Source organism: Saccharopolyspora griseoalba (genome assembly GCF_042665275.1).
GTDB lineage: Bacteria > Actinomycetota > Actinomycetes > Mycobacteriales > Pseudonocardiaceae > Saccharopolyspora > Saccharopolyspora griseoalba.
The window spans coordinates 62426-80706 of record NZ_JBHTCJ010000015.1 but is presented as its reverse complement, the minus strand read 5'-3'; the positions used below and the strand labels follow the sequence as shown (position 1 = coordinate 80706).

The following is an 18281-nucleotide window of genomic DNA, read 5'->3' as shown; positions in this document are numbered from 1 at the left end:
GCGCGTCCTACGAAACGCGGGCCACGGCAGCCCAGAACGCGGTCCGCGCACCGTCGGCGGGCGCGGACCCGGTCTCGGGGCGCCAGTCGGTGGCGTACACCGCTCCGGGGTCGACGAGCTCTCGATCCCCGAGCAGGGCGGTGAACTCCTCGAACCTGCGGTGCCGGGCGGCGTGCGTGGTGCTGGAGTACAAGCGGTCGATCTCGGCGACCTTCTCGGGGGTGTCGTAGTGGTCGGTGATGTGCGAAACGGCCAGGAAGCTGCCCGAGGGCACGGCTCGGCAGTAGGCGTCCAGGATCGCGGCGGGGTCCTCGGCGTCCGGGATGAAGTGCAGCACCGCCACCGCCAGCACGGCCACGGGTTGGCCGAAGTCCAGCAACCCGGCCACGCCGGGCGCGTTGAGCACTTCCTCCGGGTCCTTCAGATCAGCTCGCGTGACGGTTACCGCGGAGGCGTCCGACAGGATGCGACGGGTGTGCGCGACCGCGACCGGCTCGTTGTCGACGTAGGCCACCCGGGTCGACGGGTCGACCCGGTGCGCGATCTCGTGGACGTGCCCGACGGTGGGAATGCCCGAGCCCAGGTCGAGGAACTGCCGGACACCGGCGTCGAGGCAGAACCGGACCGCGCGCTGCAGGAAGGCCCGGTTCGCGCGAGCCCCGGGGATCATCGTCGGGGTCACTTCCAGCGCACGCGCCGCGGCGGCGCGGTCCTGGGCGAAGTTGTGCGAGCCGCCGAGGTAGTAGTCGTACATCCTGGCCGCGTTCGGCGTCTCGACGTCGACGTCGCCGCCGACCCAGCTCGGGTCCGCCTCGTTCATCTTCCGGTCCTCCCCTTCGACACCTGCCGCCGAAACGCTGATCGCCCGTCCGCGCCCGTGTCAACCGTCATCGGGACGACGCTCCGGGACGCGGCGGCGCGGATTCGGCTGCGGCGCCCGATCTCTCCGGCAGCGGCCCGAACGGGGCGCTCGACCGGGCGGTGCTCAGCGGGAGAAGCGGTCGCTCTTCAGGGCCGCGACGAACGAGGCCCACTGCGCGCGGTCGGCGACAACGAACCCGGCGGCGCGGTCCTTCGAGTCGCGCACGGCTGCGCCGCCAGCGGTGCGGCCGACCTCGACGCAGTTGTCGGCCCCCTGGCTGAAGCTCGACTTGCGCCAACCCGAAACGGGCGAGGCCGGGGCCATGATCACCACTCCACTAGGCCAGCTCTCTGATCCTCCGGTCGAGCATCTGGACCGTCACCCGGTCGGATGCTGCGACCATGCGCAGCCTATCGAACGCAGTGGCGTAGCGGTCGGTGTGGGAGGGCTTGTCGAGGTAGTCCCCGCTCGTCAGCGCCTCCAGGTAGACGTAGGTCGCTTCCGGCTCGGCGAGGTGCAACAGCCGGAACGACGAACCGAGAGCGACGTGCTCTCCGGCGTCGAAAGGCAGCACCTGCAGGGTCACGTTGGGTCGAGCCGCCACCTTGCGCAGGTGCTGCAGCTATTCTCGCAGCACCGATCGCCCACCGACTTGCCGGTGCAGCCCGGCTTCGCCGATCACGCACCACACGTCGGGGCCGTCGTCGCCGAGCACTCGTTCCGCACGAGCCATTCGTTCGAGCACGGCCGGCTCGACATCTTGGGTGTCATCGAGCGGATTGGACAGTATCGCCCGCGCGTAGCGTTCGGTCTGCAGGAAAGCGGGAACGATCTCGGGGTCGAAGAACTTGATCTCCGCGGCCGCGCCCTCCAGGGCGACGTAGGTCGCCGCCCAGTCCGGAACGCGGGCGGGCTGGTCCCGCCGACGGGCCTCCTTGGCCAGCGAGCGCAGGCGTTCGGCTTCCGACTCGTCCTCCACCTCGAAGAGGCGGAGGAGCTCGTTGACCTCGGCGGCCGAGACCGTGAGGTCGCCGCGCTCGACCTTCTGGAGCTTGCCGACGTACCAGTCCAGGCGGTCGTTGATCTCCTTCTGCTTCACCCCGGAACGCTCGCGGAGCGCGCGCAGGATCAACCCGACCTGCACCCGGCGCACCGCCGGCCACGTGTTGGACATGGCTGAGGATCATGCCGCCTCGGGCTTCACCCGATCAAGCAAGTGACCCGTTTGGGTAATAGCGAGATGCAATTGCACACCGATAGCTTGCATCGCGACAGCGGCCCGACAGGAAAGGGACTCATGGGATGACCTCGACTCGAACAGCGCGCCACTTCTGGCTTCCCGTGGCCAACGGCAACCAGCGGGGCGGCGTGCGGCACGCCTTCCGGGGCGGTCGCTGGGACGGCCAGCCCGCCGACGTCGCGGTGTGCGGTGAGCACGTCGCGCTGGCTCACCCCAGCGAACTGGACTGGATCTCCTTCCCCACCTGCGGCACCTGCAGCGAAACCCTCAAGGGCGAGGCGTGAAGCAGAACGAGGAGCCCCACCGCGCAACGCGACGGGACTCCTCGTTCAGCGGGACCGCGGTCCGGGCGTCGTCAGTGCACCGCCGGGGTCGAGGCGCCCTCGGACTTGCGGACGAACAGGGACGTGACGAAGGCCAGCAGCCCGATGACGCCCGCGACGACGAAGGCGATCTGCAGGCCCGACGCGTCCGGGACGCCGTCGCCGCGCTGGCTTGCCACCGCGGCGACGGTGACGAACACCGCCGTGCCGAAGGCACCGGCGACCTGCTGCAGCGTCGCCAGGATGGCGCTGCCGTGGGAGTACAGGTGGTCCGGCAGGATGCTCAGCGATTCGGTCATCAGCGGCGTCATCATCAGGCCGAGCCCGACCATCAGCAGCACGTGGAAGCCGACCACGGTGTAGACCGAGGAATCCGGCCCGAGCGTGGTGAACAACCACAGCGAGGTGGCCATCGCCGCCGCGCCGGGGATCACCAGCGGGCGCGCGCCGAGCTTGTCGAACAGCCGACCGACCGGCCTGCCCATCAGGCCCATCATCAGACCGCCCGGCAGCACGGCCAGGCCGCTGACGAAGGTGCTCACGCCGAGCACCGTCTGCAGGTACAGCGGCAGCAGCACCGCGGCGGCGCCCAGCAGGCACATGAACAGCAGCGCGGCCAGCACCAGCGCCACCACGAACGGGCGGTGGGTGAACGGGCGCAGGTCCAGCAGCGCCCGCTCCTTGCGCTGCAGCCGCAGCTGCCGGGTCACGAAGGCGACCAGCCCGAGCACGCCGACCGCGATCGGGGCCCACGGCGGGACGAGCGCCTCGCCGCCGGACTCGCCGATCGAGGACAGCCCGTAGAGCAGACCGCCGAAGCCGAGCGCCGACAGCAGCACCGAGAGCACGTCCAGCGGGACCGACCGGGTCTCGCTGTCCAGCTTCATGTGCAGGAACCCGACCGCCAGGGCGAACACCGACAGCGGCAGCACGATGAAGAACATCCAGCGCCAGCTCAGCCAGTTCAGCACCGCACCGCCGATCGTCGGGCCGAGGGCGGGCGCCACGGCGATGACGATGGTGATCGTGCCCATCGTGGCGCCCCGGCGCTCCGGCGGGACCAGCCGCATCACCGTGGTCATCAGCAGCGGGATCATCACCGCCGTGCCACCGGCCTGCACGACGCGGCCGACCAGCAGCATCCCGAAGCCCGGCGCCACACCGCTGATCAAGGTGCCCGCGGTGAACAGCGTCATCGCGGCGAGGAAGACCTGCCGGGGCGTGAAGCGCTCCAGCAGGAAACCCGTCGTCGGGATGACCACCGCCATGGTCAGCAGGAATCCGCTGGTCAGCCACTGCACGGTCGTGGTGGTCACGTTCAGGTCCACCGTGAGGTGGCGCAGCGCCACGCTCAGGATGGTCTCGTTGAGGATCATCACGAACGCCGACGCGACCAGCACACCGAGCAGCAGGTTCGCCTTCGGTGGGGTGGTCGCGCGGTCGGGTTCGGCGATCGCGGCCGTTTCGGACATGGGTCCCTCTCGCATCGGTGGCCGGTTGGCCGGTTTCTGGTGCTCGAGCGCCCACGAGCAGTGCTGATCGCTGCTCGGGGCGGAGATTTCGCGGGCCGGTCGGCCCCCGTCACATGGTTCGACCGCCCAGGACGCCGTGAGTCGCCGCGCGGATCGCCTCGGAGAACCGGGCCGGCCCGTCGTCCATGACGTGGCCCCGGGTGCAGTCGGCGATCGCCAGGTCCTCCAGGGTGAGCCGCAGCGCCGCGTTGATCGTGGCCGCCTGCACGCGAACCACCAGGTCACCGGGGCTGCGGTCGAGGCGCACCGCGACCAGCTCGGCCAGCACCGACTCGGCGCGCTCGTGCGTGGCGAGCCAGATCGCCCGCAGCGCGGGCTCCTCGTGGGACATCCGCACCACGGCCAGCGCCGCCTCGGCGTCGGCATCGGCGTGCTCGGGCGGTTCGCCCGCCAGCAGGTAGTCCTCCAGCGGCCGGTCGGCCGGCCAGCCCTTGAGCGTGTCGACGAGCGCATCGACGGCCCTCGCCAGCAGCGGTTCGACGCAGCTCTCCTTGTTGCGGAAGTACCGCCACAGGGTGCGCACCGACAGCCCGACCGAGGCGGCGATCTGCTCACCGCTGGTCTCGGCGACGCCCTGCTCGCGGAACAGCCGCACGGCGGCGCGAGCGATCTCCATGCGCTGCAGGTTGCGGCGCGTCTCGCTCATCGCGCGCCTGCCCTGCCGCTCGGGGGCGTGCGTGTCGTGCTCAGCAGTCACAGCAGTACCCCCCTCGACAATCGCTACCCCAGTGCGCTGCCACCACTGTAGCGTCGTTCCGCGACTAAATGTCGCGCCGCGACAAAGTGGATCGGCTGCGTCCGAATCCCCGGCGCCCATTGCACACGCCGAGGTCTTCGCAGGTCAACCGAATTCTTCGCGGGGCGCAGCGGACCGGATCACCGACGTTCCGGGATGACGAAGGTCACCGATCGACCGGCAGCGCGGCCCGCTGCCGGACCACGACCGTCCGGGCACCGGCGCGCAGCCCGCCCAGCGCCCGGCCCGCTCCCGCCGGATCGCACAGCGGCGCGGAGACGACGTTGGGCTCGTCCGCCGCGGCGGTCTCGACGCGCGCCAGGCCCCGCGGCGTCTCGGCGTGCCCGGCGGAGCCGGCCGGGTGCAGCAGCAGGACGCGCTCGTCGGCGTCGGGCTCGTGCGGATCGGTGATCGGGTCCACCGCGAGCAGGCGGGCCTCGTAGTCCTCGCCGAGCACGATCACGTCCCGGACCAGCGGCAGGTCGTCGATCAGCTCGTCGAGCAGGTCGACGAAGTCCTCCCCCACCGCGACCACGCCGCAACCGGACTCGCCGAGCACCCCGGTGATCTCCTCCCGGCCGGCACCGCCGTCGACCACCGCGCAGCTCGTGCCGATCAGCGAGGCGGCGAAGATCAGCTCCAGGCAGGCCGGGTGGTCCTGGTCGAGCACCGCGAAGCGGTCGCCGGGTTCGACCCCGCAGTCGCGCAGCGCCGTCGCGGCGCGGCGGACGCGCTCGGCGAACTCGGCGTAGGTCCAGCGGTGCTCGTCGAATTCCAGTGCCACCCGGTCCGGTTCGGCGCGGGCCCAGCGCTCGACGACGTCGAACATCGCAGCATCCCCTGTAGACACCATCGGCTCCTCGGCGAGACGACCGCGCCAGGCTAGGGCAGGCCGAATCGACCGACAAGGGGCGAATCGGGCGGACCACCGGCGCGTCGCGCCTGGTAACAGCGGTCACAGCAGGTCCGGAGCCGCAAGCCGGGCCAGGTAACGTCGAGGCATCGATGTTCCCCGGCCACGAGGTGCGTGACGCGTGTCCAGTTGCTGCTCCCCGTCGCGGTCCGGCGCTCCCGCCGCGAAGACCGACCAGCAGATCCCCACCGGCAGCGGTGATTCGACGGGCATGCTCGTGCTTCCGGGCGGGGTCTTCCGGATGGGCACCGAGGACGCCGACGGCTTCCCGGACGACAACGAGGGCCCGATCCGCGAGGTCGAGGTCTCCTCGTTCGCCATCGACGCGTGCGCCGTGACCAACGCGCGCTTCGCCGAGTTCGTCGATGCCACCGGATACCGCACCGACGCCGAGCAGTACGGCTGGAGCTTCGTGTTCGCCAAGTTCCTGCCCGGCCACCTGCGCAAGGACTCCCCGCGGCCGGAGGGAGCCCCGTGGTGGTGCGGCGTGCGGGGCGCCTGGTGGCGGCACCCCGAGGGCCCCGGCAGCGACCTGACCGACCGCTGGGAGCACCCGGCGGTGCACATCTCGTGGAACGACGCCGCCGCCTACTGCGCGTGGGCGGGCAAGCGGCTGCCCACCGAGGCCGAGTGGGAGTACGCCGCGCGCGGCGGGATCGACCAGGCCCGCTTCCCGTGGGGCGACGAGCTCGAACCCGGCGGCGAGCACCGGTGCAACGTCTGGCAGGGGCAGTTCCCGGTGCGCAACACCGAGGCCGACGGCTACGCGGGCACCGCGCCGGTGGACGCCTTCGAACCCAACGGCTTCGGGCTCTACAACGTCTCCGGCAACGTCTGGGAGTGGTGCGCCGACCCGTTCGCCGAGGGCGTGGAACCCCGCGCCATGCGCGGAGGTTCGTACCTGTGCCACGACTCCTACTGCAACCGGTACCGCGTCGCCGCGCGCAGCGCCAACACCCCCGACAGCTCCAGCGGGAACCTCGGCTTCCGCTGCGCGGCCGACGCGTGAGCCGCGCCGGCTCCCCCGACCAGGAGGACCCCATGACTTCGATCCCCTGCAACGCGGTGCTGTTCGACAACGACGGCGTCCTGGTGGACTCCGACGCAGGAGCGCTGGACGCCTGGGCGCAGTGGGCCCGCGGACGAGGACTGGACCCCGACGAGGTCCTGCCGATCGTGCACGGCCGCCGCGCCGCCGACACCGTCGCCCGCCTGGTCCCGGAACCGGAGCGCGCCGAGGCGCTGGCCGAGATCGACCGACTGGAGCTGGCCAACGCCCACACCACGGTCGCCCTGCCCGGAGCGCGCGAGCTGCTGAGCTCGCTGCCCGCCGGGAAGTGGGCGGTGGTCACCTCGGGCAACAAGGCGCTGGCCACGGCCCGGCTGGCGGCCGCGGACCTGCCGCTGCCGGACCTGCTGGTCACCGCCGACGACGTCACCGAGGGCAAGCCCGCCCCCGACGGCTACCTGACCGCCGCCGGGCGACTGGGGTTCGCACCGCGCGAGGTCGTCGTGTTCGAGGACAGCACGGCCGGGGTGCGCGCGGGCCTCGCCGCGGGCGCGCGGGTGGTGGGCGTGGGCGAGCACGCCCGGACCACCGAGGCCGAGGTGGTCGTCGCCGACCTCCGCGGCATCTCCTGGGACGGCGGCGCGCTCGCGCTCCCGGAGTGACGCGGCCCCCACGCAGTTCGGCCGCGAACCCCGCCCCCGCGAGGGGTCGGGTTCGCGGCCGAACTGCCAGGCGCCTTCCGGGATCAGGTGGTGCGGTAGACGAAGCGGGCCTTGCCGACCCAGATCTCGTCGTTCTCGGAGAGCTCCGTGGAATCCACCGGGATCCGGTTGAGGTAGGTGCCGTTGAGCGAGCCACCGTCGACCAGCACGTGGCGGTCTCCGCGAGCGCGGACCTGGGCGTGCCAGTTGGAGACGGTGATGTCGTCGATGACGATGTCGTTGGAGTGCGCCCGGCCGATGGTGGTCACGTCCTTGTCCAGCACGAAGCCCTGCCCGGCTTCGGCTCCCCTGGTCAGCACCAGACGCGGCTTGCCCTGGTGGACGTCCGGTACCTGCGGGGCCCGCGGCTCGGGTACCGGCTGCGCGCCCGGTGCGGGAACGGACATGGACCGGGTGGACTCCCGCGCACCCTCGACCGGCTCCTGGTGCGCGCCGAACCTGGTCTGCTCCATGATCGTCTCCTAGCCGACGGGCGAAAGGGGAATTCGCGGCGGGCTACCGGACCGCTTCTTCCCAGCATGCACAAGGTGCGCGCGACCCCGCCAGGACCTACGTCCCGGAGAAATCCTCCGGGAGACCCCGAGCTCGGGCGATCGGTGACGCACGGTGGACGGGTACCGGCGATAGCCACCCGACCGGGTTGCGAACCGAAATCGCTGATCACCGCTCCACAGCGGGGCCGATCGCGGGGCCGTCACGGGCTGCGCACGGCGCGCCGCCGGGCCCTCGGAACCCGGCGGCGCGCTGGAGCGGGGCGACCTATTTCACAGCGCCCATCGACAGCCCGCGCACCAAGTGGTTCTGCGCGATCCAGCCGATGATCATCACCGGCAGCGAGGCCAGCAGCGCCGCCGCGGACAGCTGCGCCCAGTACAGGCCTTCGCTGGTGATGAACCCGACCAGGAACACCGGCACCGTGCCCGCCTGCGCGGCGGTGAGGTTGACCGCGTAGAAGAACTCCGTCCAGGAGAAGATCACGCAGATCAGGGCGGTCGCGGCGATCCCGGGAGCGACCACCGGCAGCACCACCCGGTAGAGCAGCGTGGGCAGCGGCGCGCCGTCGATCCGGCCCGCCTCGACCATCTCGCGCGGCACCTCCAGGAAGAAGGAGCGCAGCATCCACACCGCCAGCGGCAGGTTCATCCCGGTGTAGAGGACGATCAGCGCCCAGACGTTGTCCAGCAGACCGATGTTCTGCGAGATCACGTACAGCGGGATGATCGCCGCCACGATCGGCAGCATCTTGGTGGACAGGAAGAACCCGAGCACGTCGCGGGTCGCCGGCACCGCCGCGATGGACAGCGCGTAGGCCGCCGGAACCGCCAGCACCAGCACCAGCAGCGTGGAGACGACCGTGACGAACGCGGAGTTGCCCAGGTAGGGCAGGAACCCGCGCTCCAGGATCCCGGCGAACTGCTCCAGCGTGGGGGTGAACAGCAGCCGGGGCGGGTCGGTGTAGGCGTCGGACTCCTGCTTGAAGGAGGTCAGCACCATCCACAGCAGCGGGAGGACGAACAGGATCGCGATCAGCCAGGTGAACGCGGTCAGCGCCCACCGGCCCAACGGATTGGCGGTGCGCATCACTTCACCTCGCTGAGGCCGAAGGTCCGGAACATCAGGCGCAGCGCGAAAGTCGCCACGATCAAGGTCAGCACGACCACGATGACGCCCATCGCCGAGGACTGGCCGATGTCGAAGCCCTCGAACGCCCGCTGGTAGATGTAGTAGGGCAGGTTGGTGCTCGCGGTGCCCGGCCCGCCCTGGGTCATCAGGAAGATCGCGTCGAAGCTGTTCACGATGTAGATCGCGCCCAGCAGCACCGCCAGCTGCAGGTAGCGGCTCAGCTGCGGCAGGGTGATCGACCAGAACGTGCGGAACCGGCCGGCTCCGTCGACCGCGGCCGCTTCCAGCACCTCGCGGGACTGCCCCTGCAGCCCGGCCAGGATCAGCAGCATCATGAACGGCGTCCACTGCCACACGATCTGGGTCATCACCGCGGCCAACGGGTACTGCGCCAGCCAGTCGGTGTTGCCGCCGAGGGCGAAGTTCAGCAGCCCGTAGGTCGGGTCGAACATCGTGGTCTTCCACAGCAGCGCGCCCGCCGCGGGCAGGATCAGGAACGGCGTGATCAGCAGGGTGCGCACCACGCCGCGCCCGGCGAACTTGCGGTCCAGCAGCAGCGCCAGCCCCAGCCCGAGCACCATCGAGACCAGCACGCAGACCACAGTCAGCACCACGGTGTTGACCATGGCACCGCGGAACTGGCTGTCGGCGAAGACCTCGACGTAGTTGCGGAATCCCACGAAGTGCCGGGATCCCGGGCGAACCAGGTTCCACGACTGGAAGGAGTAGATCACCGTCACCAGGAACGGGATCTGGGTGACCAGGACGGTGAACAGCAGCGCGGGCAGCAGCGGGGCCCGCCGGACCCAGGCCCGGGCGGCCGGTCCGCGCTGCTCGGTTCTCCCCGGTGCGACCGGGGTTTCGACGTCGAGCACCGTTTGGCTCATCGCGTCTCCTTGTACGCTTCGCCGACGGATTCGGCGTACTGCTGGGACTGCTCCAGCGCCTCGTCGACCGAGATTTGCCCGGCGATGGCCGCCGACAGCTGCTGGCTGACGCGGGTGCCCAGGTCCTGGAACTCGGGGATGCCGACGAACTGGATGCCCGGGTACGGCACCGGCTTGGTCATCACGTTCTCCTGCTCGGCCTGGCCGATGGCCCGCAGCGTCTGCGGCGCGTAGGCGGCGGCCGCCTTCCGGTACTCCGGGATCTCGTAGGTGGACCGGCGCACTCCCGGCGGCACCGCGTTCCAGCCCATCTCGGCGCCCACCTCGCGCACGAACTTCTTGTCGGTCATCCAGCGCATGAACTTCCAGGCGTCGTCCTTGTGCTCGGTGACCTTCGGCATCGCCAGCGACCAGGTGTAGAGCCAGCCGCTCTGCTCGGTCTTGCTCACCGGGGCCGGGGCGTAGGCCGACTTGCCGACGACCTTGCTCTCCTCCGGGTTCTCGTTGGTGCCGGCCATGACCGTGGCGTCGTACCACATGGCGGCCTGCCCCTGGCCGTACTTGGTGCCGCACTCGGAGAACCCGGCGCTGGAGGCGCCGACCTCGCCGTGCTCGCGCACCAGGTTCACGTAGAAGTGCGCGGCCGCGCGGAACTCCGGGGAGGTCAGCCGGGCGTTCCAGTCCCGGTCGAACCAGCGCGCGCCGAAGGTGTTGACCACGGTGTTGAACGGCGCGAGGCTCTCGCCCCAGCCGGGCTTGCCGCGCAGGCAGATCCCGGCGATGCCGTTCTTCTCGTCGTCGAGCTTGGCCGCGAAATCGGCGATCTGCTGCCAGGTGGGGTGCTCCGGCATCTTCAGACCGGCCCGGTCGAAGAGGTCCTTGCGGTAGGCCAGGAAGGACGACTCGCCGTAGAACGGCACCGCGTACATCGAGTCCTGGTAGGACAGCGAGTCGCGGATGCTGGGGATGAAGTCGGCCTGGTCGTAGCCCTTCGACTCGTCGATGTAGGGCTGCAGGTTCTCCAGCCAGCCGTTCTGGGCCCACTGCGCGGTCTCGTAGTTGCTGATCATCACCACGTCGAACTCGCCGCCCTCGGTGGCCACCGACGAGGTGATCTTCGCGCGGGCCTGGTTCTCCGGCAGCTGCACGAACTTCAGCCGGATGCCGGGATTCTGCTCCTCGAACTCGTGGGAGAGCGCGACCGCGTCCTCCATCTGCGGGTTCGACACGATGGCCACCACCAGCGTGCGGTCGCTGGTGCCGATCGCGCCCGCACCGGCGCAGCTGGTCAGCAGCAGGCACACCAGGCCGATCAGGGCGAGCTTCATCCGGTCACGCATCGCCGCCTCCCGGCAGCACCTGGACCTTCAGCCCGGCACCGCTGCGCATCAGTTCGAGGGCCTTGGGGAACTCGTCGAGCGGCAGCGCGTCGGTGAGCAGCTCGTCGCTGTTGATCGCGCCGGAGGCCATCAGGTCCAGAGCGGGCCCGAAGCTGTGCAGCACCGCCATCGAGCCGACGATCTTGATCTCGTCGTTGTAGATCCGGAAGGGCGACAGCGAGATGCGGGCCTCGGCCGGTGCGACGCCGAAGACCAGCAGCCTGCCGCCGCGGCGCAGCTTGTCGAAGGCGGTCTCGATCGCCGGGGCCGCACCCGTGCAGTCCACCGCCGCGTCGAAGCCGACTTCCAGCCGGTCGGCGTCCTCGACGACCTCGACCGCGCCCAGGCGCGTCGCGCGCGGCAGCCGGTCCGGGTTGCGGTCGGCGACGGTGACCTGCGCACCGGCCCGCTGGAGCAGCTGCTGCATCAGCAGACCCATCGTGCCCGCGCCGATGACCAGGAACCGCTCCCCCGCCTCGACGCCGATCTGACGCACGCCGTGGACCGCGCAGGAGACGGGCTCGACCAGCGCGCCCTGCTGCCAGGTCATGCCCTCGGGCATCGCGTAGCAGCTGGCCGAGGGCACCGCGACGTACTCGGCGAACGCACCGTCCGCGGTGTCGCCGGTGGCGCCCCAGTTCGCGCACAGGTTGCCGTGCCCGTTGCGGCACGGGGTGCAGTAGCCGCAGAACAGCGAGGGGTCCACCGCGACCCGATCGCCGACCTCCCAACCTCCCGGCACGTCGGACCCGACCTCCACGACCTCACCGGCGAACTCGTGGCCGGGGACGATCGGATAGGGGGTGGGCGGGAAGTGCCCGTCGGCGATGTGCACGTCGGTGCCGCAGATCCCGGTGGCACCGACCTTGACCACCAGTTGCCGCTCGCCGGGCACCGGGTCCGGCACCTCGCCCACCCGGATGGTGCCGGGCTGGTCAATGATCGCGGCGCGCATGAGTCCTCCGCCTCCTCCAGGTCGCTCATTTGAGCGGACTGGGCTGTACACTGCCCTGAACTTGGTCAGCATTGAAGAGGTTTCCTGGTGATGGCGTCAACCTTTCATGCGGATTTCGGGTTATAGTGCTCATATGAGCGCTTCACGAGCCCGAACTGGACTGGTCGACTCCATGACGGCCGCCGCCATCGCGCACCGCTTCTACGTCGCGGGGGCCTCCAAGCTGGAGATCGCCGAGGAGTTCGGGGTATCGCGCTTCAAGGTGGCCCGAATCCTCAGCGCAGCGCAGGAATCGGGGCTGGTCCGGGTGGAGTTCGACCTGCCCTTCCCGGTGGACGTGGAGCTGTCCGAACGGCTGCGCACCGCCTACGGCATCCGGCGCGCCCTGGTGCTCAGCCGAGCGCACTCGAAGGGGGACCGACCGGAGCTGCGCCGCCGCATCGGCGCGCTGGCCGCTGACCTGCTCTCCGAGGTCGCCGTCGCCGGCGATGTCATCGGGCTGTCCTGGGCGCGGTCGGTCAACGCGATGGCCGAGGCGGTCCACACGCTGCCGCGCTGCCCGATCGTGCAGCTGTGCGGCGTGCAGGCGGGCATGGACATGCGGGACCGCTCGGTGGAGACGGTCGGCCGGGTGGCCGCGGTCGGCGGCGGGGCCTCCTACCCGATCTACGGCCCGCTGGTGCTGCCGGACCGTCGCACCACCGAGATCCTGCGCGACCAACCGGGCATCGCCGAGACCTTCGAGCAGTTCGACCAGCTGACCAAGGCCGTGGTCAGCATCGGCGCCTGGCAGGAGAACGAGTCGACGGTCTACGACGCGCTGAGCCCGAGCGAGCGCGAGTCGATCCGCGAGCGCGGGGCCACCGCCGAGATCGCGGCGCGGTTGTTCGACGCCGACGGCAACCCGCTGTCCACCGGGCTCGCCCACCACGTGCTGGCCATCCCGCACGAGCAGCTGCGCGCGGTGCCCGAGGTCATCGCCATCGGCTACACCACCCCCAAGGCCCACGCCATCGACGCCGTGCTGCGCTCCGGAATCGTCAACACCCTGATCACCGACGCCGAGGTCGCCGACGTCCTCCACGACCTCGTCACCCAGCGCCCGGTCGGCGGTTCGACCTGAGGCCGCTCGCCTCCCGGAGCGTGTTGTTCCCGGCCGCACCGCTCGTACCCTGGAACTGAGGCCGGGAGCCCCGCGCTGGCACGTGGGGCATTCGAAAGCTCGGCCGACGGAGCCTCCGGTCCGAGCGGCCGGGGGCTTCCCGAACGCGCGGCGGGGCGGGAGCGACCCGATCGCCCCGCCCCGCCGCGCTCCGGGATCAGCCGCCGAGGAGGTCGCCGACCTCCTGGTGCACGGTGAGCACCGCCAGCACGCCGAACAGCAGGATCGCCCACACCAGGGCGCCGAGCCGCACGCCGCGGATGCGGATCTGCTCGGGCAGCATCTTGCGGTTGATCGCGATCAGCAGGCCCGAGTAGATGTACATCATCGTCCCGCCGGTGCAGGCGGCGATGGTGGCCAGCACGATCGGCTCGTCCATGCCGATCAGGATCACCGCGCTGCCGATGAGCACCAGGCCCCAGACCAGGGCCGCGTAGACCTTGCTCTCCGAGCGGTCCGGCAGGTAGGTCGTCTTGATCACGTCGGCCGCCAGCCGGCTGGTGTAGTCGACGATGCCCAGCGCGGCGGCGAACATCGAGAACGCGCCGACGATCCAGAAGAAGTAGCCGAACCAACCGCCGGTCGCGGCGCTCATCACCTCGCCCTCGACGCGCAGGAACGACACGTCGTTCTCCACGCCCTGGTGGCCGAACACGGTGCCGTAGGCCAGCAGGGACATGAAAACGATGGACAGGAACGTGATGGCCACGAAGGTCATCAGCTGCTCCTTGTTGGCGAAGCGCCACCAGCCGCGCCACCGGTCCAGGTTCTCCTCGGTGGCCGGGAAGATGAACCCGGCCTGGCCGCGCGCCTCGCTCTGCCCGGTCAGCGGGGACACGATCTTGGGCACGTAGCTGCCCATGCCGAAGCCCTTGTCCCGGATCCAGTTGCTCTGCACCAGGTTCTGGCCGCCGCCGGCACCGGCGAAGGCCAGCGCGCCCATCAGCACCGCGAAGCCGAGCTCGGCGACCGGGAAGGCCGGCTTGGTCACGACGTCGGGCAGGGCCTGCCAGGTCTCCACGCCGACCACGAACAGGCAGCCGATCACGATCAGCAGCAGCACCGCGGCGACCTTGAGCATCTCGGCTCGTTCCAACGCCGTGTACACCGCGGGAGCCAGGGTCAGGATCGCGCCGATGAGCAGCAGGATCGCCACCGAGACGATCGCCTTGTCGCCGCCGAAGGCGTAGGTGAACAGCGTGGCCGAGCTCGTCGCCCACGCGGGCCAGAGGTTCGCGAAGTAGGCCATGATCGCGAAGACCAGGCCCCAGTGCTTCCAGAGCCGGGAGAAGCCGGTCACCGCGGTCTCACCGGTGGCCAGCGTGTAGCGCTCGATCTCCATGTTCAGGAAGAACTGCGTGATCAACCCCAGCAGCGCGGCCCACACGAAGGTGAGGCCGACCTGCGAGGTGATGTACGGGAAGAGGATGAACTCCCCGCTGGCCAGGCCCACGCCCGCCGCGACGACGCCCGGACCGATCAGCCGCCACTGCCGGGTGGGCGCGTCCGGCAGATCGCGGACCTGCGGGAGCGGGATGTACTTGTCTGGAAACGCCTCTGCCGGATTCGACAGACTCGCTTCTTTGCGGTCGACCATCTGGCACCCTTGCTCGATTTTTCCGGTCGGTGCGAACTTCTCCACCGGCCGCTCGCGGAACGCCACTCGGCCCGCCCGGCGACCGGCGAAGTCAAGGTAGGCCACCGGACGAGGATTGTTGATGGCCGTAATCAATTCGTCGCCGATCCGGGGAACCCGCAGGTCAAGACCTTCCCGATCGGGCCATCCGGAATGAGCGGCCGGAGGGCGCAGCACCCCGCTAGTCGCTCGAATGCAATTCTTCAACGGCGAATATCCGCCTGGTACACCACCGGATGTCCGCCGTCAACAGCCGCGCTCCAATTCAGCTCATCCCTAGCCGGGAAAACGGGCCGGAATGCACCCGGCCGCACAATTCGCGCCCCCATTCCCGCGCTCGACTCCCCGCCCGGAAGGCGCCGCGCTCACCCGCGGTCGAGGTCGTCGGCCGCCTGCTCGCGCTCCCGCTGGGCCCGCCGGTGGTCCTCGCGCGCCGCGCGGAGGTGCTCACCGGCGACCCGCAGCCGCTCCTCGGCCTCGGCCAGCTGATCGCGCAAGCGCTGCTGCTCCTCCTCGGCCTCGCGGTGCGCCTCCTCCGCCCGCCGCAGCTCGGACTCGGTCGCGTTGGCGCGTTCTTCGGTCTCCCGCAACCGGTTCCGGAGCTCGATCACCTTCGCCCCCGGGCCGTCACCGGCCTCGCGCGTCGGTTCCAGCGGGCCGCGGCGGATCGAGGCGGCGGCCAGCTCGTCGAGGCCGAAACCGCTGTACTCCAGGGGTTTCGCCAAGCATCCCGCGCGAACGCTCGCGGCCGCCTCGGGATCGGACAGGGCGGCGGTGAAGGTGGTCTCCACCTGGTCGCGCGCCGCGTCGCCGAGCTCGTGCCCGGCCCCGGCCGCGAGCGCCGCGGCCCGGTCGGTCACCGCGCGCAGCACCCGGGTGCGCTCGGCGGCGAGCTCGCGCAGGTCGTCCCCGCGCAGCTCGCGCTGGGCCGAGCGGAGACGTTCGCCGAGGTCGAGCAGGGCTTCGAGCTCGTCGGGCTCGCGAGTCGCCAGCAGGTTGACCGCCCAGGCCGCCAGCGTGGGCTTGCGCAGCTTCTTGATCTCGCGGGCCAGCTGCCCACCGGCCTCGCCCGCCGCCCGGTCCCGGGCGGCGACGAACTCCGCCGGGTCGGCGGTGTAGAGCTCGCGCGCGACGTCGTCCAGGCCCACTCGTCCAAACTGCCACCGCGCCGGGGCGCGCGCACGTGGCGCGATCACCGGATCGCGGGCAGGGTGGGTGCATGAGCAAGTTGGAACGTCCTCGCAACGGCAAGATGATCGCTGGTGTCTGCGCAGGCCTCGCCCACCGCTTCGGCCTTCCGGTGTTCCTGGTGCGCGTGATCTTCGTGATCTCGTGCGTGCTGCCCGGGCCGCAGGTGCTGCTCTACATCCTGCTGTGGATCCTGCTGCCCAAGGGCCGCTAGAGATCACACCCGGCGGCCGGAATGCGGCGCCTCCCGCGGCGTTGCACCTGACGTGATCCCGCGTCTGTCCGTGCTGGACCGCTCGCACGTCCGGGCGGGTGGCGACCCGCAGCAGGCCCTGCGCGAGACGGTCCGCTTCGCGCGGCAGGTCGAGCAGCTCGGCTACCACCGGTTCTGGGTCGCCGAGCACCACGGCGTGCCCGGCGTGGCCGGTGCGGCACCGACCGTACTGGCCGCTGCCGTGGCGAGCGCGACCGAGCACATCCGGGTCGGCACCGGCGGCGTGATGCTGCCCAACCACCGGCCGCTGCCGGTCGCCGAGCAGTTCGGAGCGCTCGCCTCGCTGTTCGGCGAGCGCATCGACGTGGGGTTGGGCCGATCGCTGGGCTTCACCGGCGCGGTCCGCCGCGCCCTGGGCGCCGAGGACGCGAGCCGGTTCGGCGAGCAGGTCGGCGAACTGCTGGGCCACCTCGACGGCACCGCCGCCGTGCCCGCGGTCCCGGCCTGCGGGGTCTCGCTGCCGGTGTTCGTGCTGGCGACCCGCTCCTCCACCACCGCGGCCGAGCTGGGGCTCCCGCTGGTCATCGCCTCCCCGCTCGGCGAGGAGCGGATGCTGCGCGCGATCGACGAGTACCGCGCGGACTTCCGCCCCTCGGCCCGCGCGGCCGAGCCGTACGTCGTGGTGTCCCGCTCGATCGCGGTGGCCGAGACCACCGAAGCCGCCCGCCGCCTGCTCGTGCCGGAGGCCTGGGCCAACACCTGGTCGCGCACCCGGGGCGAGTTCCCGCCGCTGGAATCCCCCGAGGACGTCCTGGCCCGGGAGATGACCGACCGCGAACGCACGCACTTCACCCGCGCCATGTCCGGGCACATCCACGGAACCCCCGACGAGGCGAGCGCGGCGATCCACGACCTCGTCGCCCGCACCGGCGCCGACGAGCTGCTGGTCACCACCACCGCCCACGACCCCGCGGACCGCCTCGCCTCCTACCGCCTCCTAGCCACCCTGACCTGACCGGACAGCCTCGGACGACCCGGCGGAAGTTCCGGGCAATCGCACCCGCCAAATTCCTGGTCTTTTGAGGGCAGAGTTCTAGGGTTTTTCGAGGTTCCGCTGATCGGGTGAGGGTCGTTGGTGGGTCATTTGCGTTCGAGGACTGCTTTGAGGAAGCGTTGGGTTCGCTCGTGCTGGGGTGTCTCGAAGATCTGGTGCGGCGGGCCGGACTCGACCACCGCGCCGGAGTCGAACATCAGCACCCGGTCGGAGATCTCCTCGGCGAAGCGCATCTCGTGGGTGACCAGCAGCATCGTCATCGAGGTCGTGTTGGCGAGGTCGCGGATGACCGACAGGACCTCGCCGATGAGCTCGGGATCGAGCGCCGAGGTGACCTCGTCGAAGAGCATCACCTTCGGGCGCATGGCCAGCGCCCTGGCGATGGCGACCCGCTGCTGCTGACCGCCGGAGAGCTGGCCCGGCTTGTGCGACAGGTGGCTGTCCAGCCCCACCAGCTGCAGCAGTTCCACCGCGCGCTGCCGGGCCTCCTCCTTGCCCATCCCGAGCACCCGCACCGGCGAGAGCGTCACGTTGTCCAGCACCGTCATGTGCGGGAAGAGGTTGAAGTGCTGGAAGACCATGCCGATCTTGCGCCGCACCTCGCTCTGCTTCCTGGCGTCGACCGCGGAACCGCTGCGGCAGTCCCACAGCGTCTCGCCGTCGACCTGCACGAGCCCGCTGTCCGGGCCCTCCAGGGTCATCAGCAGACGCAGGATGGTGGTCTTGCCGGAGCCGCTCGGGCCGATGATCGAGACCTTCTCGCCCTCGGCCACGCTCAGGTCCAGCTCGCGCAGCACGTGGTTGTCGCCGAAGGACTTCCCCACACCGGCAAACGAGATCATCGGT

General features: G+C 70.6%; 19 protein-coding genes and 1 pseudogene. 6 read left to right on the top strand and 14 right to left on the bottom strand.

What is annotated here, in order from left to right; all coding sequences use genetic code 11:
* Nucleotides 1-7: 7 nt before the first annotated feature.
* The 3 genes and pseudogenes from ACFQRI_RS23305 to ACFQRI_RS23295 all read right to left on the bottom strand — a co-directional run bounded on the left by ACFQRI_RS23305 (nucleotide 8) and on the right by ACFQRI_RS23295 (nucleotide 2036).
* The gene (locus tag ACFQRI_RS23305) at nucleotides 8-820 is read right to left on the bottom strand and encodes an SAM-dependent methyltransferase (RefSeq protein WP_380672046.1); all 813 of its coding nucleotides are present in this window, start codon (nucleotides 818-820) and stop codon (nucleotides 8-10) included.
* Nucleotides 821-985: 165 nt separating this feature from the next.
* Nucleotides 986-1186 carry a DUF397 domain-containing protein gene (locus tag ACFQRI_RS23300; protein ID WP_380672044.1) on the bottom strand — a complete coding sequence of 67 codons (201 nt, stop codon included), beginning with the start codon at nucleotides 1184-1186 and terminating at the stop codon, nucleotides 986-988.
* Nucleotides 1187-1199: 13 nt separating this feature from the next.
* Nucleotides 1200-2036: pseudogene (locus ACFQRI_RS23295) on the bottom strand (Scr1 family TA system antitoxin-like transcriptional regulator).
* Nucleotides 2037-2164: 128 nt separating this feature from the next.
* On the opposite strand from ACFQRI_RS23295, the gene ACFQRI_RS23290 reads away from it, so the two are divergent.
* Entirely contained in the window at nucleotides 2165-2386 is a 222-nt protein-coding gene (locus ACFQRI_RS23290; protein WP_380672042.1) for a hypothetical protein, read from the top strand.
* Nucleotides 2387-2457: 71 nt separating this feature from the next.
* On the opposite strand, the gene ACFQRI_RS23285 is transcribed toward ACFQRI_RS23290, so the two are convergent.
* The 3 genes from ACFQRI_RS23285 to ACFQRI_RS23275 form a co-directional block, all read right to left on the bottom strand.
* A complete protein-coding gene (locus ACFQRI_RS23285; protein WP_380672040.1) occupies nucleotides 2458-3897 on the bottom strand; it encodes an MDR family MFS transporter in 1440 nt (479 codons plus the stop codon).
* A 109-nt stretch (nucleotides 3898-4006) separates the two neighbouring features.
* Nucleotides 4007-4654, bottom strand: coding sequence for a TetR/AcrR family transcriptional regulator (locus tag ACFQRI_RS23280; RefSeq protein ID WP_380672038.1), 648 nt, complete (start codon nucleotides 4652-4654; stop codon nucleotides 4007-4009).
* Between the two features lie 205 nt (nucleotides 4655-4859).
* Complete coding sequence (locus ACFQRI_RS23275) at nucleotides 4860-5543, bottom strand: AMP-binding protein (RefSeq protein WP_380672036.1); 684 nt, start codon at nucleotides 5541-5543, stop codon at nucleotides 4860-4862.
* Nucleotides 5544-5727: 184 nt separating this feature from the next.
* Between ACFQRI_RS23275 and ACFQRI_RS23270 the strand changes: the two genes are divergently transcribed.
* Both ACFQRI_RS23270 and ACFQRI_RS23265 read left to right on the top strand, forming a co-directional pair.
* Entirely contained in the window at nucleotides 5728-6615 is an 888-nt protein-coding gene (locus ACFQRI_RS23270) for a formylglycine-generating enzyme family protein (protein ID WP_380672034.1), read from the top strand.
* Between the two features lie 32 nt (nucleotides 6616-6647).
* Nucleotides 6648-7277, top strand: a complete 630-nt coding sequence (locus ACFQRI_RS23265) for an HAD-IA family hydrolase (RefSeq protein ID WP_380672032.1) — start codon at nucleotides 6648-6650, stop codon at nucleotides 7275-7277.
* A gap of 83 nt (nucleotides 7278-7360) precedes the next feature.
* On the opposite strand, the gene ACFQRI_RS23260 is transcribed toward ACFQRI_RS23265, so the two are convergent.
* The 5 genes from ACFQRI_RS23260 to ACFQRI_RS23240 all read right to left on the bottom strand — a co-directional run bounded on the left by ACFQRI_RS23260 (nucleotide 7361) and on the right by ACFQRI_RS23240 (nucleotide 12181).
* Nucleotides 7361-7789 (bottom strand): FHA domain-containing protein, encoded by a 429-nt coding sequence (locus ACFQRI_RS23260; protein ID WP_380672030.1) that lies wholly within the window; start codon nucleotides 7787-7789, stop codon nucleotides 7361-7363.
* 307 nt (nucleotides 7790-8096) lie between these two features.
* Nucleotides 8097-8918: a carbohydrate ABC transporter permease gene (locus tag ACFQRI_RS23255; RefSeq protein ID WP_380672028.1), complete on the bottom strand. Its 822-nt coding sequence runs from the start codon at nucleotides 8916-8918 to the stop codon at nucleotides 8097-8099.
* Nucleotides 8918-9847 (bottom strand): carbohydrate ABC transporter permease, encoded by a 930-nt coding sequence (locus tag ACFQRI_RS23250; protein WP_380672026.1) that lies wholly within the window; start codon nucleotides 9845-9847, stop codon nucleotides 8918-8920. The genes ACFQRI_RS23255 and ACFQRI_RS23250 overlap by 1 nt, the downstream gene beginning before the upstream one ends.
* On the bottom strand, nucleotides 9844-11187 hold the full coding sequence (locus tag ACFQRI_RS23245; protein ID WP_380672024.1) for an ABC transporter substrate-binding protein: 1344 nt from the start codon (nucleotides 11185-11187) through the stop codon (nucleotides 9844-9846). The genes ACFQRI_RS23250 and ACFQRI_RS23245 overlap by 4 nt, the downstream gene beginning before the upstream one ends.
* Entirely contained in the window at nucleotides 11180-12181 is a 1002-nt protein-coding gene (locus ACFQRI_RS23240; RefSeq protein WP_380672022.1) for a zinc-dependent alcohol dehydrogenase family protein, read from the bottom strand. The genes ACFQRI_RS23245 and ACFQRI_RS23240 overlap by 8 nt, the downstream gene beginning before the upstream one ends.
* 133 nt (nucleotides 12182-12314) lie before the next feature.
* Between ACFQRI_RS23240 and ACFQRI_RS23235 the strand changes: the two genes are divergently transcribed.
* Nucleotides 12315-13304, top strand: coding sequence for a sugar-binding transcriptional regulator (locus tag ACFQRI_RS23235; RefSeq protein ID WP_380672020.1), 990 nt, complete (start codon nucleotides 12315-12317; stop codon nucleotides 13302-13304).
* A 196-nt stretch (nucleotides 13305-13500) separates the two neighbouring features.
* Here the strand turns inward: ACFQRI_RS23235 and ACFQRI_RS23230 are convergent, their stop codons facing one another.
* Both ACFQRI_RS23230 and ACFQRI_RS23225 read right to left on the bottom strand, forming a co-directional pair.
* The gene (locus ACFQRI_RS23230) at nucleotides 13501-14940 is read right to left on the bottom strand and encodes an Nramp family divalent metal transporter (RefSeq protein WP_380672018.1); all 1440 of its coding nucleotides are present in this window, start codon (nucleotides 14938-14940) and stop codon (nucleotides 13501-13503) included.
* Nucleotides 14941-15344: 404 nt separating this feature from the next.
* Entirely contained in the window at nucleotides 15345-16127 is a 783-nt protein-coding gene (locus ACFQRI_RS23225) for a hypothetical protein (protein ID WP_380672017.1), read from the bottom strand.
* A gap of 71 nt (nucleotides 16128-16198) precedes the next feature.
* Here ACFQRI_RS23225 and ACFQRI_RS23220 point away from each other — a divergent pair, with 71 nt between their 5' ends.
* On the top strand, nucleotides 16199-16381 hold the full coding sequence (locus ACFQRI_RS23220) for a PspC domain-containing protein (RefSeq protein WP_380672015.1): 183 nt from the start codon (nucleotides 16199-16201) through the stop codon (nucleotides 16379-16381).
* A gap of 52 nt (nucleotides 16382-16433) precedes the next feature.
* Nucleotides 16434-17396 (top strand): LLM class flavin-dependent oxidoreductase, encoded by a 963-nt coding sequence (locus ACFQRI_RS23215; protein ID WP_380672013.1) that lies wholly within the window; start codon nucleotides 16434-16436, stop codon nucleotides 17394-17396.
* Nucleotides 17397-17521: 125 nt separating this feature from the next.
* Here the strand turns inward: ACFQRI_RS23215 and ehuA are convergent, their stop codons facing one another.
* A complete protein-coding gene (gene ehuA / locus ACFQRI_RS23210) occupies nucleotides 17522-18277 on the bottom strand; it encodes an ectoine/hydroxyectoine ABC transporter ATP-binding protein EhuA (protein ID WP_380672011.1) in 756 nt (251 codons plus the stop codon).
* Between the last annotated feature and the right edge of the window lie 4 nt (nucleotides 18278-18281).

Bases quoted from the DNA above. Each gene is read 5' to 3' on its own strand.
- ACFQRI_RS23305 (WP_380672046.1), bottom strand. From the start codon at position 820: ATGAACGAGGCGGACCCGAGCTGGGTCGGCGGCGACGTCGACGTCGAG.
- ACFQRI_RS23300 (WP_380672044.1), bottom strand. From the start codon at position 1,186: ATGGCCCCGGCCTCGCCCGTTTCGGGTTGGCGCAAGTCGAGCTTCAGC.
- ACFQRI_RS23290 (WP_380672042.1), top strand. From the start codon at position 2,165: ATGACCTCGACTCGAACAGCGCGCCACTTCTGGCTTCCCGTGGCCAAC.
- ACFQRI_RS23285 (WP_380672040.1), bottom strand. From the start codon at position 3,897: ATGTCCGAAACGGCCGCGATCGCCGAACCCGACCGCGCGACCACCCCA.
- ACFQRI_RS23265 (WP_380672032.1), top strand. From the start codon at position 6,648: ATGACTTCGATCCCCTGCAACGCGGTGCTGTTCGACAACGACGGCGTC.
- ACFQRI_RS23260 (WP_380672030.1), bottom strand. From the start codon at position 7,789: ATGGAGCAGACCAGGTTCGGCGCGCACCAGGAGCCGGTCGAGGGTGCG.
- ACFQRI_RS23255 (WP_380672028.1), bottom strand. From the start codon at position 8,918: ATGCGCACCGCCAATCCGTTGGGCCGGTGGGCGCTGACCGCGTTCACC.
- ACFQRI_RS23250 (WP_380672026.1), bottom strand. From the start codon at position 9,847: ATGAGCCAAACGGTGCTCGACGTCGAAACCCCGGTCGCACCGGGGAGA.
- ACFQRI_RS23245 (WP_380672024.1), bottom strand. From the start codon at position 11,187: ATGCGTGACCGGATGAAGCTCGCCCTGATCGGCCTGGTGTGCCTGCTG.
- ACFQRI_RS23240 (WP_380672022.1), bottom strand. From the start codon at position 12,181: ATGCGCGCCGCGATCATTGACCAGCCCGGCACCATCCGGGTGGGCGAG.
- ACFQRI_RS23235 (WP_380672020.1), top strand. From the start codon at position 12,315: ATGAGCGCTTCACGAGCCCGAACTGGACTGGTCGACTCCATGACGGCC.
- ACFQRI_RS23230 (WP_380672018.1), bottom strand. From the start codon at position 14,940: ATGGTCGACCGCAAAGAAGCGAGTCTGTCGAATCCGGCAGAGGCGTTT.
- ACFQRI_RS23220 (WP_380672015.1), top strand. From the start codon at position 16,199: ATGAGCAAGTTGGAACGTCCTCGCAACGGCAAGATGATCGCTGGTGTC.
- ehuA (WP_380672011.1), bottom strand. From the start codon at position 18,277: ATGATCTCGTTTGCCGGTGTGGGGAAGTCCTTCGGCGACAACCACGTG.